The organism is Nocardiopsis moroccensis (assembly GCF_055763695.1).
Genome location: NZ_CP199747.1, coordinates 3420402 through 3435143, shown reverse-complemented (window position 1 = coordinate 3435143; position 14742 = coordinate 3420402). Strand labels below are relative to the sequence as shown.

14 protein-coding genes are annotated in these 14742 nt (G+C 74.0%); 8 read left to right on the top strand and 6 right to left on the bottom strand.

From position 1 onward, the window contains the following. Nucleotides 1–86 precede the first annotated feature (86 nt). The 3 genes from ACUKCB_RS15285 to ACUKCB_RS15275 all read left to right on the top strand — a co-directional run bounded on the left by ACUKCB_RS15285 (nt 87) and on the right by ACUKCB_RS15275 (nt 4620). Entirely contained in the window at nt 87–746 is a 660-nt protein-coding gene (locus ACUKCB_RS15285) for a DUF4383 domain-containing protein (protein WP_473036291.1), read from the top strand. After that, on the top strand, nt 743–2245 hold the full coding sequence (locus tag ACUKCB_RS15280) for an SDR family oxidoreductase (RefSeq protein ID WP_473036290.1): 1503 nt from the start codon (nt 743–745) through the stop codon (nt 2243–2245). The genes ACUKCB_RS15285 and ACUKCB_RS15280 overlap by 4 nt, the downstream gene beginning before the upstream one ends. A 155-nt stretch (nt 2246–2400) precedes the next feature. Beyond that, a complete protein-coding gene (locus tag ACUKCB_RS15275) occupies nt 2401–4620 on the top strand; it encodes an MMPL family transporter (RefSeq protein WP_473036289.1) in 2220 nt (739 codons plus the stop codon). Here the strand turns inward: ACUKCB_RS15275 and ACUKCB_RS15270 are convergent. After that, nucleotides 4580–5365 (bottom strand): aminotransferase class IV family protein, encoded by a 786-nt coding sequence (locus ACUKCB_RS15270; protein WP_473036288.1) that lies wholly within the window; start codon nt 5363–5365, stop codon nt 4580–4582. The two genes, ACUKCB_RS15275 and ACUKCB_RS15270, sit on opposite strands and share 41 nt — an antisense overlap. A gap of 181 nt (nt 5366–5546) precedes the next feature. On the opposite strand from ACUKCB_RS15270, the gene ACUKCB_RS15265 reads away from it, so the two are divergent. Genes ACUKCB_RS15265 through ACUKCB_RS15255 form a run of 3 tightly spaced genes read left to right on the top strand, consistent with a single transcriptional unit; the run spans nt 5547 to nt 7841 of the window. Beyond that, nucleotides 5547–6335 (top strand): LamB/YcsF family protein, encoded by a 789-nt coding sequence (locus ACUKCB_RS15265; protein WP_473036287.1) that lies wholly within the window; start codon nt 5547–5549, stop codon nt 6333–6335. A 28-nt stretch (nt 6336–6363) separates the two neighbouring features. Next, nucleotides 6364–6975, top strand: coding sequence for a 5-oxoprolinase subunit B family protein (locus tag ACUKCB_RS15260; RefSeq protein ID WP_473036286.1), 612 nt, complete (start codon nt 6364–6366; stop codon nt 6973–6975). After that, the gene (locus tag ACUKCB_RS15255; RefSeq protein ID WP_473036285.1) at nt 6972–7841 is read left to right on the top strand and encodes a 5-oxoprolinase subunit C family protein; all 870 of its coding nucleotides are present in this window, start codon (nt 6972–6974) and stop codon (nt 7839–7841) included. The genes ACUKCB_RS15260 and ACUKCB_RS15255 overlap by 4 nt, the downstream gene beginning before the upstream one ends. A gap of 343 nt (nt 7842–8184) precedes the next feature. On the opposite strand, the gene ACUKCB_RS15250 is transcribed toward ACUKCB_RS15255, so the two are convergent. Beyond that, nucleotides 8185–8865: an ABC transporter ATP-binding protein gene (locus tag ACUKCB_RS15250; protein WP_473036284.1), complete on the bottom strand. Its 681-nt coding sequence runs from the start codon at nt 8863–8865 to the stop codon at nt 8185–8187. Continuing rightward, on the bottom strand, nt 8862–9959 hold the full coding sequence (locus ACUKCB_RS15245) for an ABC transporter permease (protein ID WP_473036283.1): 1098 nt from the start codon (nt 9957–9959) through the stop codon (nt 8862–8864). The genes ACUKCB_RS15250 and ACUKCB_RS15245 overlap by 4 nt, the downstream gene beginning before the upstream one ends. Before the next feature lie 168 nt (nt 9960–10127). Here ACUKCB_RS15245 and ACUKCB_RS15240 point away from each other — a divergent pair, with 168 nt between their 5' ends. After that, nucleotides 10128–11363, top strand: coding sequence for a sensor histidine kinase (locus ACUKCB_RS15240; RefSeq protein ID WP_473036282.1), 1236 nt, complete (start codon nt 10128–10130; stop codon nt 11361–11363). Further along, nucleotides 11360–12037, top strand: a complete 678-nt coding sequence (locus ACUKCB_RS15235; RefSeq protein WP_473036281.1) for a response regulator — start codon at nt 11360–11362, stop codon at nt 12035–12037. The genes ACUKCB_RS15240 and ACUKCB_RS15235 overlap by 4 nt, the downstream gene beginning before the upstream one ends. Here the strand turns inward: ACUKCB_RS15235 and ACUKCB_RS15230 are convergent. The 3 genes from ACUKCB_RS15230 to ACUKCB_RS15220 all read right to left on the bottom strand — a co-directional run bounded on the left by ACUKCB_RS15230 (nt 12021) and on the right by ACUKCB_RS15220 (nt 14731). Next, entirely contained in the window at nt 12021–12665 is a 645-nt protein-coding gene (locus ACUKCB_RS15230; protein WP_473036280.1) for a hypothetical protein, read from the bottom strand. The genes ACUKCB_RS15235 and ACUKCB_RS15230 overlap by 17 nt on opposite strands. A gap of 210 nt (nt 12666–12875) precedes the next feature. Beyond that, entirely contained in the window at nt 12876–13670 is a 795-nt protein-coding gene (locus tag ACUKCB_RS15225; protein ID WP_473036279.1) for a hypothetical protein, read from the bottom strand. 86 nt (nt 13671–13756) lie between these two features. Next, the gene (locus ACUKCB_RS15220) at nt 13757–14731 is read right to left on the bottom strand and encodes an arsenic resistance protein (RefSeq protein WP_473036278.1); all 975 of its coding nucleotides are present in this window, start codon (nt 14729–14731) and stop codon (nt 13757–13759) included. Nucleotides 14732–14742: the final 11 nt, after the last annotated feature.

Here is a 14742-nt window from a genome sequence, read left to right as displayed (position 1 = left end):
CCAACACGTTGCGAAAGCGGTGCGACTTGTGGCGCGCGTCGCTGACCTCCGACTCTAGTCGGGAGAGCACCGAAAGGGGCGACAACATGGATCTGGACACCAAGCGCCGGGCGGACCGGCGGCTCGACATCGTTTACCGGATCGGCGCCGGTCTCACCGGACTGGTCCTGATCGGTTTCGGTATCGCGGGGCTGATGATCAGACTCCCGCTGTTCGACACCCAGGGCGAGGTGATCGCGGGACTGTCCACCAACGGGGCGCTGAGCTTCCTGTCGATCGCCATCGGATCGCTGCTGGTGGGCGCGATGGTGCTGGGCGGGACCTTCGCCTCCACCGTGTGTGTGGCGGTCGGTGCGGCCTTCGTGGCCAGCGGGCTGGTCAACCTCTACCTGATGAGCACCGACTTCAACATCCTGGCCTTCTCCATGCCCAACGTCATCTTCAGTTTCGTCGTGGGCCTGATGGTGATGACCTTCGGTATGTACGGCCGCTTCAGCGGCGGCCTCGCCGAGGACAACCCCTTCCGCCAGCACCGGGAGTCCCGGCACCGGGACCGGGTCCCGGCTCCGCGTGCCGAGGGCGTCGGCGGGTCCGTCGGTCACGGGAGCACCGACGAACGCCTCCGGGACGCCGCCGGGGAACCCGACCACCGGGTGGAACAGCAGGCCGGAGCCCGGGACGCCACAGCTGACGGGGGCGCACCGCGCGTGCGCGGCCGCCACCGCGCCGACGGGGCGGCGGAGTGAGCGGCGCGTCCCGCCGGGGGCGCCTGGCACTGGTCACCGGAGCCAGCGGGTACATCGGCGGCCGTCTGGTCCCCGAACTGCTCGCCGCCGGGTACCGGGTCCGCTGCCTGGCCCGGACCCCGGACAAGCTCCGCGACCACCCCTGGCGGGACCGGGTGGAGGTGGCACGCGGCGACGTGGTCTCCGGCGAGGGCCTGGCCGAGGCCCTGGACGGGGTGGACGTGGCCTACTACCTGGTGCACTCGATGGGCGGGGGTGGCGACTTCGAGAGCAACGACGCGAAGGGCGCCCGTACCTTCGCCCGTGCCGCCGGGGAGGCCGACGTCGACCGGGTGGTCTACCTGGGCGGGCTCGCCCCGGACGGTGAGGAGCTCTCGGCGCACATGGCCTCCCGCAAGGAGGTCGCCGACCTCCTGCTGGACGGTCCGGTGCCCACGGTGGTGCTGCGCGCGGCGGTGATCCTCGGTTCGGGTTCGGCGTCCTTCGAGATGCTGCGGCACCTCACCGAACGCCTGCCCGCCATGACCACGCCGCGGTGGGTGCGCAGCCGGGTACAGCCCATCGCCGTACGTGACGTGCTGCGCCTGCTGGTGGAGGCCGACACCCTGCCGGCCGACACCAACCGCGCCTTCGACATCGGCGGGCCCGAGACCCTCACCTACGCGGAGATGATCCAGCGCTTCGCCGCCGAGGCGGGGCTGGCCCGCAGGCTCATCCTTCCGGTGCCCGTGCTGTCGCCGGGGCTGTCCAGCCTGTGGGTCGGCCTCATCACACCGGTTCCGCCCGCGGTGGCGCGTCCGCTGGTGGAGTCGCTGCGCCATGACTCGGTGGCCCAGGAGGACGACCTGGCCGAGCTGCTGGACGACCACGAGCGGATCGGGTTCGACCGGGCGGTGGCGCTGGCGCTGCGCCGCATCGACGAGGACCGGGTGGACACCCGCTGGTCGTCCGCGGCCTGGCCCAGCGCCCCTTCGGACCCCCTGCCCACCGACCCCGACTGGTCCGGGGGCAGCCTGTACACCGACCGCCGCGCCCGGGTGGTGGACGCGCCCGCCGAACAGCTGTGGCGGGTGATCGAGGGGATCGGCGGGGAACGGGGCTGGTACTCCTGGCCGCTGGCCTGGGCCGCCCGGGGCTGGATCGACCTGGCCGTGGGCGGGGTGGGGCCGCGCCGCGGCCGACGCGATCCCGAACGCCTGCGGGTGGGGGACTCGCTGGACTTCTGGCGGGTGGAGGAGATCGTGCCGGGTCGGCTGCTGCGGTTGCGTGCGGAGATGCGGCTGCCCGGACCGGCCTGGTTGGAGCTGGGGGTGGGCGAAGTCCGGGGGCGCACCGTGTACCACCAGCGGGCGCTGTTCCACCCGCGCGGGCTGTTGGGCCACCTGTACTGGAAGGCGGTGACGCCCTTCCACGGGGTGGTGTTCGGGTCGATGGCCGCCAACATCGCCGCCCGGGCCGAGCAGGGCGCCGCGGGGAACTCGCGGGACCGGGGCGCCTAGCCGCGGGGCCACCCCCGGGGGAAGCTCCCCCTCGCCCGCCCCGAACCGGTGGGGCGGGCGAGGGGGAGGGGACGGTGCACTTCCAAAATTCGCTAGGATTCCAAGAAGCTCGTATTCCTAGCTATACCTCAGTGAACCCGGAAGGACACCCGACGGTGAGTACACGACTCGAAACCCCGGCCCGGCGGTCCCGCTGGTGGGTGGGGGCCGCCCTCCTGGTCGCCCTGGTGTGGATCCTGGGCGCGGGCCCCCTCGGCGCCTTCCTCGGCAGACTCGGCGAGGTCCAGACCAACGACCCCGCCGCCTTCCTCCCGGACGGCGCCGAGTCCACCGAGGTCGACCGGATCGCCGAGGACTTCGACCGCGCCGACAGCGTCCCCGCCGTCGTCGTCCTCTCCGGCGACGAGGACCTCGCCGACGCCCGGCTCGCCGACGCCGCCTCCCTCGCCGAGCGGATCGGCGAACAACCCTGGGTCTCCGGTCAGGTGATCGGCCCCGTACCCGGCACCGAGGACCCCTCCGTCGCCCAACTCGTGGTCCCGGTGGACAACGGCTACGACACGGGTGAGTCCGTGGCCGAGCTGCGCGCCCTGCTCGCCGACGACCCCGTCGACGGCCTCCGGGCCCAGGTCACCGGCCCCGCCGGATACGCCGCCGACCTCTCCGCGGCCTTCGGCGGCATCGACTCCACCCTCCTGCTGGTGGCCGTGGCCGCCGTTCTGGTCATCCTCGTCGCCGTCTACCGCTCACCGCTGCTGCCGGTCCTGGTCATCGTCGCCTCCCTGCTCGCCCTCGGCCTGTCCGGCGCCCTGGTCTACGCCGCGGCCGACACCGGGCTGGTCAGCCTCAACGGCCAGAGCCAGGGGATCCTGTTCATCCTCGTCGTGGGCGCCTGCACCGACTACGCGCTGCTGCTCGTGGCCCGTTACCGCGAGGAGCTCGCCACCCGCGACCGGGTGCCCGACGCCGTCCTCGCGGCCGTACGCGGGGTCACCGGACCCGTCCTCGCCTCCGGCGGCACCGTCATCCTCGGCCTGCTCTGCCTGCTGGCCGCCGACCTCAACTCCACCAGCAGCCTCGGCCCCGTGGTGGCCGTCGGCGTGGTGGCCGCCATGCTCGCCGCGATGACCTTCCTGCCCGCCGCCCTGGCCCTGTGCGGGCGCGCGGCCTTCTGGCCCGCCGCCCCGCACGGCCCCCGCCGGAAGGAGGGACGGACCACCGACGGGGTCCTCCGGCAGCACCCCTTCTGGGGACGGATCGCCCGCGCCGTCGCCCGCCGCCCGCGCGCCCTCTGGCTGGGCACCGCCGCCCTGCTGCTGGTCGCCGCCGTGTTCGCGCCCCAGTTCACCGCCGAGGGCACCGGTCAGGCCGACGTCTTCCGCACCGAGGTCGAGGCGGTCGACGGTCAGCGCACCCTCGAACGCGGCTTCGGCTCGGACTCCGGCGCGGCCCCCGCCCTGGTGGCCGCCGACGCCGACCACCTGGACGAGGTCGTCGAGGCCGCGGCGGCGACCCCGGGGACGGACGGCGCGGCAGCCGTGACCGAACCCGCGCCGCCCGGAACCCGGAGCCCCGCCCTGGTGGTGGACGGCCGCGTCCTGGTCGAGGTCGACCTGACCGCCGACCCGGAGAGCACCGAGGCCGTCGACACCGTCCGCGAACTGCGCGAGAACGTGCGCGCCGTGCCGGGCGCCGACGCCCTGGTCGGCGGGGTCAGCGCCACCGACCTCGACACCCGGGAGACCGCCCAGCGCGACTTCGCGGTCGTGGTCCCCCTGGTCCTGGTCGTCGTGTTCCTGGTGCTGATCCCGCTGCTGCGCTCCCTGGTGGCGCCGTTGCTGCTCATGGCGGCCAACGTGCTCTCGTTCGCCGCCGCCCTCGGGGTGGGCACCCTGGTGTTCGACCACGTCCTGGACCTGCCCGGGGCCGACCCGGTGGTGCCGCTGTTCGCGTTCGTGTTCCTGGTGGCCCTGGGCATCGACTACAGCATCTTCCTGATGTCGCGGGCCCGCGAGGAGACGCTCCTGCACGGCCACCGGGAGGGCGTCCTGCAGGCCCTCACCGTCACCGGCGGGGTGATCACCTCCGCCGGGGTGGTGCTGGCGGCGACCTTCGCGGCGCTCGCGGTCATCCCGCTGCTGTTCCTGCTCCAGTTGGCCTTCCTGGTGGCCTTCGGGGTGCTGCTCGACGCGCTCGTGGTGCGCACCCTGCTCATCCCGGCGCTCGCCCTGGACGCGGGGCCCCGGCTGTGGTGGCCCGGGCGCGCGGGTCGGAACGCACACCCGGGCCCGGAAACCGGTGTGGACGCGGGCTCCGGCACGGGTCCGCGACAGCTCACAGCAGCTCGCCGGGGAGCTCCCGGTAGGCCCGGCTGAGCTCGTCGAGCAGTTCGGGGCGGGGCAGGTGGACCCCGTCCACCGACGCCACCGGGCGGACCCCGGTGGTGGCGTTGGTGACGAAGGCGCCCGCCACCCTGGTGGCCGCGACGGCTGCCAGCGGGCGCGTGGAGACCGGGACCCCGAGCCGCTCGGCGACCTGGCTGACCAGGCGCATCGTCACCCCGGGCAGACAGGGGGCCTGCGGCCAGACCAGCCCGGATCCCTCCAGGAAGCCGATGTTCCAGGTGGGCCCCTCCGACACACGGCCGTCCACACCCATGAACAGCGCGTCGTCGAACCCGTCCAGCTGGGCCGCGCGCCGCTGCCGGATCACACCGAACAGCCCCGTCCCCTTGACCGTGGGGGTGTCCCGGTTGAACAGGCGGGTACCGAGGTGGACCGGCGGTGGCGCGGATCCGGGGGCCGCCCGCGTGGACACCAGGATCTGGGGCAGGGGGCGCGAGGAGGGGCGGCCCAGGTCCAGGGCGGGGTCGTAGACGGTCACCCGGACCACGGAGGGCGAGGGGTGCGCGCGGGCGGAGCGTCGGGCGAGCTCGCGCACGCGCGCGATGTCGAGTTCGGTGCCGAAGAGGGTCGCGCAGTCCCGGCTGAGGCGTTCCACGTGCAGGTCCAGGCCGCGCACCCGCAGGTCCGTGACGAGCATGGTCGTGAAGTGCCCGTAGCCGTAAAGGGCGAGGCCAGCGAGTTCTCCCGTGCTGACGGGGCGTCCGTTCAGTTCCATTACGGGCACCATTCTGGCACTTCGGGACCTGCGGCAGGGGGTGGTCCGGGGGCCCGGACCGGCCGTGTCCGGCCAGGCGCCGACCATGCTCGGCCGGGCGGGATCATGGAGGCACCCGGCACGCCGGCGGAGGTAACAGCCGCCCCACCGGGTAGGACGACCAGGAAAGGGGAGCACCACGTTGCGTATCGACCTCAACTCCGACCTCGGGGAGAGCTTCGGCCGCTGGGAACTCGGCGACGACCGCGCCCTGCTGTCCGTCGTGACCAGCGCCAACGTCGCCTGCGGCTTCCACGCGGGCGACCCCTCGGTGCTGCGCCGCACCACCGCGGAGGCGGCCGACCGCGGGGTCGCCGTCGGCGGCCACGTCTCCTACCGCGACCTCGCCGGGTTCGGCCGCCGCTTCGTGGACGTGCCGCCCGCCGAACTCACCGACGAGGTGATCTACCAGCTCGGCGCGCTGTCCGCCTTCACCTCGGTGGCCGGCGACCGCGTCCGCTACGTCAAACCGCACGGCGCCCTGTACAACGCGATCGTCCACCACGAGGAGCAGGCCGCCGCGGTCGTCGAGGCCGTCCGCGCCTTCGATCCGGACCTGCCCGTCCTCGGCCTGCCCGGCTCGCGCTTCCTGGCCCTGGCCGAGAAGGCGGGCCTGACCGCCTACCGCGAGGCCTTCGCCGACCGCGCCTACACCCCGCAGGGCACCCTCGTCCCGCGACACGAACCCGGTGCGGTCCTGCACGACCCCGAGGCCGTCGCCGAGCGCTGCCTGCGCATCGCCCGGGGCGAACCCGTCGAGGCCGTGGACGGTACCCGGATCCTGGTCGAGGCCGACTCCCTGTGCGTCCACGGGGACAGCCCCGGCGCCGTGGAGATCGCCCGCGCCGTTTCCGAGCGGCTACGTGCCGAGGGCGTCACCATCGCCCCCTTCACCGGCGCGCCCGCCACCGCACCGCCCGGCACCGCCTGACCGAACCCGACCCGATCTGGAGCCGTACGTGCGCGTCCTGAAGTGCGCAGACACCGGGATACTGGTGGAGGTCGCCGACCTGGACCAGGTCATCGCCCTGGGCGCCGCCCTGGAAGCGGACCCGCTGCCGGGCGTCGCGGACGTCGTGCCGGCCGCCCGCACCGTCCTGCTGCGGCTGGAACCCGGAGCCGACCCGGCCGGGGTCGCCGAGGCCGTCACCGGACTCCCGCTGACCGGCCAGACCCACCGCAGGAGCGGGGACACCGTCACCATCGGCGTCCACTACGACGGCGAGGACCTCGCCGACGTCGCCGAACTCACCGGACTCAGCCCGCGCGAGGTCGTCCGCGCCCACACCGCGGCGACCTGGACGGTCGCGTTCTGCGGGTTCGCCCCCGGCTTCGGCTACCTGGTCGGGGACGATCCCCGCCTGCGCGTACCCCGCCGGGGCGAGGCCCGCACCCGGGTCCCCCGGGGGTCCGTGGCACTCGCGGGGGAGTTCACCGGCGTGTACCCGCGCAGCTCCCCCGGCGGGTGGCAGCTGCTCGGCCGCACCGACACCGTGACCTGGGACCTGGACCGGGATCCGCCCGGCCTCCTGCGGCCCGGCGTCCGGGTGCGCTTCGAGGAGGTCGCGTGAGCGGCACGGCCGGGAGCGCGCTGGAGGTCCTGGCGACCGGGCCGATGACCACCGTGCAGGACGCGGGCCGGTTCGGCCACGCCGCCCTCGGTGTGGGCCGCTCCGGTGCGGCCGACCCCGACTCCTACGCCCTCGCCAACCGGCTCCTGGCCAACCCTCCGGGCACCGCGGCCCTGGAGGTGACGCTCGGCGGACTGCGGGTCCGGGCGTACGGCACGGTCACCGTCACGGTGACCGGGGCCCGGGTCCCGGTCCGGGTGGACGGGCGCGGCGCGGCGGTTAACGAGGTCCTGCACCTGCCCGACGGAGCCGAACTCACCCTGGGCGTGCCCGACCGGGGGCTCCGTTCCTACCTGGGCGTACGCGGGGGAGTGGACGTACCGCCCGTGCTGGGCTCACGCAGCACCGACGTGCTCGCCCGGCTCGGCCCCGAAGTCCCCGTGGCCGGGGACGTACTGCCGGTCGGGCCCGCCCCCGCCGCCTTCCCGAACCTGGACCACGCCCCCGTCGGGCCGGTCGGCGGCGACCGGGTGGAACTGCGGGTCGCACTCGGCCCCCGTGAGGACTGGTTCACCGAACGGGCCCGCACCGCCCTGCTGTCCGGGGACTACGAGGTGACCCCGCGCAGCGACCGGGTGGGCGCCCGCCTGGCCGGACCGGCCCTGGAACGGGCCCGCGAGGGCGAACTCCCCAGTGAGGGCATGGTCGCCGGGTCGCTCCAGGTCCCCCCGGACGGCGAACCGGTGCTGTTCCTCGCCGACCACCCGGTCACCGGCGGCTACCCGGTCATCGCGGTGGTCTGCTCCGCCGACCTGCCCCGGGCAGCTCAGGCCCGCCCTGGGACCCGGATCCGCTTCGTGCTGTGAACAGTGACGTCCCGGGTACCGGAGCCGGGGCCGTGGCCGGGGCGCTGTTCAGTGGTTCGCGCCGCGCGGGGCCCCGGCATCGGGGAAGGACTGGTCGGAGTGGTTCCGCCCACCCCGCAGGCGTGCGCCCCGGCCGTCCCGGGTTTCCGCGGTCCCGGCCGGTTCCCGCCCGGGCGACGGGCGCGCGGAGTCGGAACCGGAGGTGTCACGGGCGGGGAGGTCGGACTCCGGCCGCGCTGCCTGGCACATGGGGCGCTCCAAGGGTCTGGTCTGCCTCCCAGCCTAGCGGGCTGCCCGGAAACGTTGCCGGTGTGAGCCAGGGAGGACGAGTCCGGAACCGGCCTCAGGCGGGCGCCGCGGCGCCCAGGCGCCCATCGCGCATCTCCAGCACCCGCCCGGCCGCGCCGAGGTGCTCGGTGTCGTGCGTGACCAGCAGCGTCGCCACACCGAACGTTTGTGTCGCCTCCCCGATCAGCTCCATGATCCGCGCGCCCCGGTCGTGGTCCAGCGCCGCCGTCGGCTCGTCCACCAACAGGGCGCTCGGCCGCCCCGCCAGCGCCCGGGCGATGTTCACCCGCTGGCGCTCGCCTCCGGACAGCTGGTGCGGGCGCCGGTGCTCCTTCCCGGAGAGACCCACCGCGGCCAGGGTCTCCATCGCCGAGGCCCGCGCCTCGCGCACCGGACGGGACCGCATGTGCCCGGTGACCACCAACTGCTCCACGGCGGTCAGCGAGCTGATCAGGTTCGGCTGCTGGAAGACGATGCCCACTTCGGCCAACCGCAACCGCGCCGTCTCCCGGGGACGCAGCCCCAGCGTGTCCGTACCGCCGACACGCACCGTGCCCGAGTCCGGCCGGATGAGGGTCGCGGCCACCGCCAGCAGGCTCGACTTGCCCGACCCGGACGGGCCGACCACGGCTGCCAGTTCTCCGGGGGCCACCCGCACCGACACGCGGTCCAGGGCTGTCACCACCCCGTCGCCGTCGGGGTAGGTCAGGGTCACGTTGCTCAGTTCCAGGCTCATCGGACGCCTCCCAGGGCGGTCAGCGGGTCAACGGAGGTGATACGGCGCACGGCCAGGACCGCGCCGAGCATGCCCAGCACGACCATGGCGGCGACCGGGCCCAGGGTGGTGGCCGCGGTCAGCGAGAACGGCAGGGCGGAACCGGCCAGGGCGCCCAGCCCCACGCCCGCGGCGCCGCCCGCGGCGGCGCCCAGGAGCAGCACGATCAGGGCCTGGGCCAGGGCGTCGCGCAACAGGTAGCGGGTGGAGCCGCCGAGCGCCTTGAGGATCGCGACGTCCCCGCTGCGCTGGATCGTCCACACGGTCAGGAACGCCCCGATGACCAGGGCGGAGATCGCGTAGAGGAAACCCTGCATGGCGACCAGGGAGCTGTTCTCCGAGGAGAACGAACCAATCGCCCGGAGGCTGCCGGACAGGGTGGTGGAGACGGTGCCCGCCGCCTCGTCCGCGGCACCGGCCGCCTCCTCCGGCCCGACGGATGAGGCGACCACGTTGGCGATCGGCGCGTCCTCGCCCTCGGCGTGCCGCACCCGGGGGTCGACGCTCTGCCAGGTTCCGATGCCGGTCCACACCGCCGGGGTGTGGCTGTAGTGCTCGGTGGGGGCGAGGGCGTCGACCTTCAGCTCGGTACCGGCGACGGTCACCGTGTCGCCCTCGGCGACGCCGAGGTCCTCGGCGATCTCCTCGCTGACGACCAGACCGCCGTCGGCACCCAGACCCCCGGGTGCCAGGCGGCCGCCGGGGACCACCCCGAACAGCGCGATGGCGGCCCCTTCGCCGCCGTCGATTTCGATCCGGCTCCGGGTCACGCCGACCGGTTCGGCCCACTCCACCCCCTCGGCGGCGGACCAGGCGTCGAGTTGGGCCCGGGTGACGGTGCTGTCGGCGTAGGACTCCTCGGGGTCGCCGTCACCGGACGTGCCGAAGGCGATGCGGCTGGCGGGCAGGTTCCCGACCGCTGACGTGGACTGGTCGGCCAACCCCGCCGTCAACCCGGACAGCAGCACGATGAGCAGGGTGATGAGGGCGACGACGGAGCCCATCAGCGCGAACCGCCCCTTGGCGAAGCGGATGTCACGAAGGGCGACGAACACGGCGGCCCTCCTTTCGGTGGACACTCGGTGGATGCGTGCCTCCAGCCTCGTCCGCTCCGGGGCCGCCGTCATCGGGCGAACGGAGCGTTCCCGGCGGCGGCAGGGTGGAGCGCGGACTCCATCGAACGGTTGATGACCCGGTCACCCGTACCGTCATAAGCTGCACTGATGCGGTACGGAAGGGGGTGGGCGCCCGAACTGCCCGGTGTGGTGACGGTGCTCCGGGTGCTGCGTCTGCTCCTGCACGCCTGCTTCCTTTTCCTGCTCGGGGTCGGCACCGCCCGGTACGCGCTCACCGGCCCGGCCGCCGCCCACCCGCAGTGGACGCACTGGGCGGTCGGCTGCGGGGCCGCGCTGCTCGGCGCGGTCTACTGCGCCGGGGCGCTGGCCGCCCGGCACGACGTGCACCGGACCCGCTCCCTGGCGTGGCTCGCCGCGGTCACCCTGCTGTGGGCCCTCCTGTCCTGGGCGGCACCGGACTTCGTGTGGCTGGCCTTCCCGCTGTACTTCCTGCACCTGCACCTGCTGCGCGGGCTCCACTCGGTGGTCGCGGTCGTGGTCATCACCGCCGCCGCGGTCCTGGGCCAGGTCCTGCACGGCGGAGCCCTCACCGCCGGAATGGTCCTGGGGCCGGTGCTCGGGGCGGTGTTCGCGGTGGCCATCGCCGCCGGTTACACGGCTCTGGACCGGGAGAGCGAACGGAGCCGGGAACTCATCGACACCCTCACCCGGACCCGCGACGAACTCGCCGCCGCCCAGCGCCGCACGGGGGTGCTCGACGAACGTGAACGCCTGGCCCGGGAGATCCACGACACCCTCGCCCAGGGCCTGTCCAGCATCGTGCTGCTGTTGCGCACCGCGGAGAGCGCCCTGCCGCAGGACCCCGGTCTCGCGGCCACCCGTGTCGCCGAGGCCCGGGAGAGCGCCTCCGCCAACCTCGCCGAGGCGCGCAGGTTCGTCCGGGACCTGGCCCCGCCCTCGCTGACCGGGGCCAACCTGCCCGATGCCCTGCGGCGGCTGTGCGAACGGGTCGGCCGCACCGGGGGTCTCGACTGCCGGTTCCGCACCGACGGCACCCCGACCGAACTCCCCTCCGGCTACGAGGTCGCGCTACTGCGCGCCGCCCAGGCCAGCCTCGCCAACGTCACCGCGCACGCCCGCGCCACCACCGCCGTGGTCACCCTCGGCTACCTGGGGGAGGAGGTCACCCTGGACGTGTACGACGACGGGGAGGGTTTCGTGCCCGAACGGCTCCGCCCGCGCGAGGACGGCACCGGTTACGGGATCGCCTCACTGCGCGAGCGCGTGGCCGCCCTGGGCGGGGACCTGCAGGTGGAGTCCGCGCCGGGCGAGGGCACCGCGGTGGCCGTCCGACTGCCCCTGACCCCGGAGGAATCCCGGTGACCGACAGCCCCCTGCGCATCCTGCTGGTGGACGACCACCCGGTGGTCCGCCACGGACTCAAGGCGATGTTCGCCGAACGACCGGACATGGACGTGGTGGCGGAGGCCGCCGACGGCCGGGCCGCCCTGGACGTGCTCACCGGTGCCGGGGGGTCGGGCTCCGGGGGACCGGGCGGCGGCCGGACGGAGGTCGACGTCGTGCTGATGGACCTGCGGATGGGCGCCGGCATGGACGGGGTCACCGCGATCCGGCGCATCACCGAACTCGACTCCCCGCCGCCGGTCCTGGTCCTGACCACCTACGACACCGACGCCGACATCCTCGCCGCGGTCGAGGCGGGCGCCACCGGCTACATGCTCAAGGACGCACCGCCGGACCAGCTGTGCGAGGCGGTGCACGCGGCCGCGCGCGGACAGACCGCGCTCGCCCCCGACGTCGCGAACCGGCTCATGGCCCGGCTCCGCTCACCGCATCCGGCGCTGAGCGGACGCGAACTGGAGATCCTCGGCCTGCTGGCCAGGGGGTTGTCCAACCGGGCGATCTCCCGCGAGCTGTTCATCAGCGAGGCCACGGTCAAGACCCACCTGGTGCACGTGTTCGACAAGCTCGGAGTGGACAACCGCACCGCGGCCATCACCACGGCCCTGCAACGCGGCCTCATCCGAGTCGACTGAACACCGGCCTTCCGTTCCGGGCCTTCGGGCGCAGCCCCAGGCGCCGCAGCTCCAGCGCGGCCAGTTCCGCCACCACCGTCCGGTCGTTCTCCTGCCAGGCCCCGGCGGGGTCCTCGTGCACCGCCGCCAAGTTGGCGGCGGGGGCGCCGGACAGGGCGCGCAGCGCCAGCAGCCGGGTACGCGCCTCGGGGGACAGCGCGCGGAACCGCACCGTTGCGGTGGCGCGGACGATCCAGCGGGCGCGGGCGGGCAGCCAGGTGGCGGCGAGCAGGAACAGCGCAAGGGCGGCCACGAGCAGCGGCAGGGTGAGGGCGAGCGTGCCCACGGAGTCCTGGAAGGAGTCCCCCGCGGCGCTGAGGGACTCGCCGGTCCCGCTGAGGCCGGTGAAGGGGGCGGCCAGCGCCTCCCCGGCGAGGGGGACCTGTTGGACGTTCTCGGCGGCGGTGTCCATGTGCTCGGTCAGTCCCGCCCCGGTGCTGGACATGAGCTCGCCCGGACGGTTCAGGGACAGGAGGGTCTCGCGCAGGGCCAGGGCCGCGTGGATCCACACGAACGCCCAGACGAGCGCGGCGAGGTCGCAGACGAGTTGGAGGCAGGCGCGGACCGGGGTGTCGGCGTACAGCTTCACGGGGGCTCCCGGGGGGTGAGGGGGCTGGGGGTGATGCCCACCCTTGCCCGTTACCCGTTTCCGCCCGGCGGCACCCGCCCCGGGAACGCCGGGCGCGGGGCGGATCAGCGTGGTTCTCGCGGCGCGGAGCGTGACCCGGGACTGTCTCCTCGAACTCCTCGCCCTGGGGATTGCTGGAGGGAGCGCTCTTCTCCGGCCGGGATCGAGGTCTCAGAAGTCGGGGGCGGCGGCGAGTGCGCGCAGCGGTTCCGGAAGGGGCAGCCCGTTGAGCTCCCACCCGGGGAACCCGCCGTGTGCGACCACGGCGCGCAGGTACTCCACCAGGGTGACCCCGGGGCGCCCCCTGACGCCGATCAGGACCGGATCCGCCGAGGCTTCGGGCAGCAGGACGTCGTGGGTGCCGCCGCTGATGTTGGCCTTGTGGAGTTCGTCCGGTGCCAGGTCGAAGCTGGTCACGGCACTGACTGGCCGAGTTCTTGCGATCGTGTTCCGGGTGTCGTCGGCCTCAAGGACCCCCTCGTCCTCGTCCGGGGCCCGGAGGCACTCCTCCACCCAGAAGCGCAGGTGGTCGATCCCGGGCAGGCAGAGAGGGTCCGGTGATCCGGTAACCGGGGAGAAATCGGTCTCCTCCGTCCAGGTCGGGGCCGAGTGGTAGTGCAGCCCGATCTCCGGCCAGTCCCCGGTCAGACCGACCTCCCCGACCGTGCTCAGGTACGCGGCCAACGAGGCGGGGACGCCCCCGATCTCCTCGGCGAGTGCGGCTGTCTCCGCCCGGGCGTCCGGACCGGGCGGTATGTGGAAGGGGAACCCGCCGGAGGGCTCGAACCCCAGATCGGGCAGGGACTCGGCGAGCCGGGACACGTGGGCGGCCACCCGGGCCATCGTCAGGTCGGCAACCTCCCGGACGTCCTCGCGCAGGTGGTCGGGGACCTGGCCCAACGCGCCCAGGTCGGCCCAGACCTCCTCGTGCCTGCCCGAAAGGTAGTGCTGTGCGTGGCTCGTCATGGAGGAGAGCCTAGGACGGTGTCCCGACGGTTTCCGGAACGGGCCCGTCAGGGAGACGGGCCCGCAGGAAAGCGGCCGGAGGGGGGTCAGGAACGCGGGCCCGTGCCGGACCCGGGGTCGCGTACCCGCACGATCTGGCTCAGGGCCGCGAGCAGCGGCAGTTCCAGTAGCGGCCCCGCCACCAGGGCGAGGGCGATGAGCGGGCGGCCCGGGAACGCGGCCACGGCGACCGCCAGCGCCACCGGCGAGTTGCGGGCCACCGAGGTCATGGTGAGGGTGACCCGCTGGTCGGCGGGGAGCCGGAGCAGTCGGCCCGTGCCCGCCGCCACCAGCGGCATGAACAGGAAGAACAGCGCCAACGGGAGCAGTAGCACCACCAGCTCACCGAGGTGCCCCACCACCGTTCGGGCCTGCCAGGCGAACATCGCGAAGACCGCCGCGTACAGCAGCGGCAGGACCGAGGCGGCCACCACCGGCAGGACCCTCCGGTCCCGCCACCGCGCGCCCCGCCAGCGCCGGGCGCCCCAACGCAGCAGCACGGCGAGAACCACGGGCACCACCAACACCAGCAGGACCGCCTCCGCCAGGGTGCCGGTGTCGACCATCGCGGCCTCGCCGCCGAGCAGCAGTACGTACACCGGCAACAGCAGCAACTGCAGAACCAGGTTCACCGGCAGTACCGCCGCCGCTGCCCCCATGTGCCCGCGCGCCAGCCCGGTGAACACCAGGTACCAGTCGGTGCACGGGGTGACCAGCAGCAGGAGGAGCCCGATGCGCAGGTCGGGGGAGCCGCCCAGCAGCCCGGCCCCCAGGGCCCAGGCGAAGAGGGGGGTGAAGACGAAGTTCAGCACCAGGCTGGCGGCGACCACCTTCCGGGCGCCGCGCGCCTGGCGTGCCTGCCCGGCGTCCACCTGCGCGAACACGGCCGCCAGCATCACCACCAACAGGGGGAGTACCAGGTGTCCCGCGGCCGTGCCCAGCGGCCACAGCAGCCCGGACCCCAGACCGAGCACGGCGGCCAGCGCCACGAACACACTCTGGAACTTCTCTGACGTGGACACGCTGTGGCTTC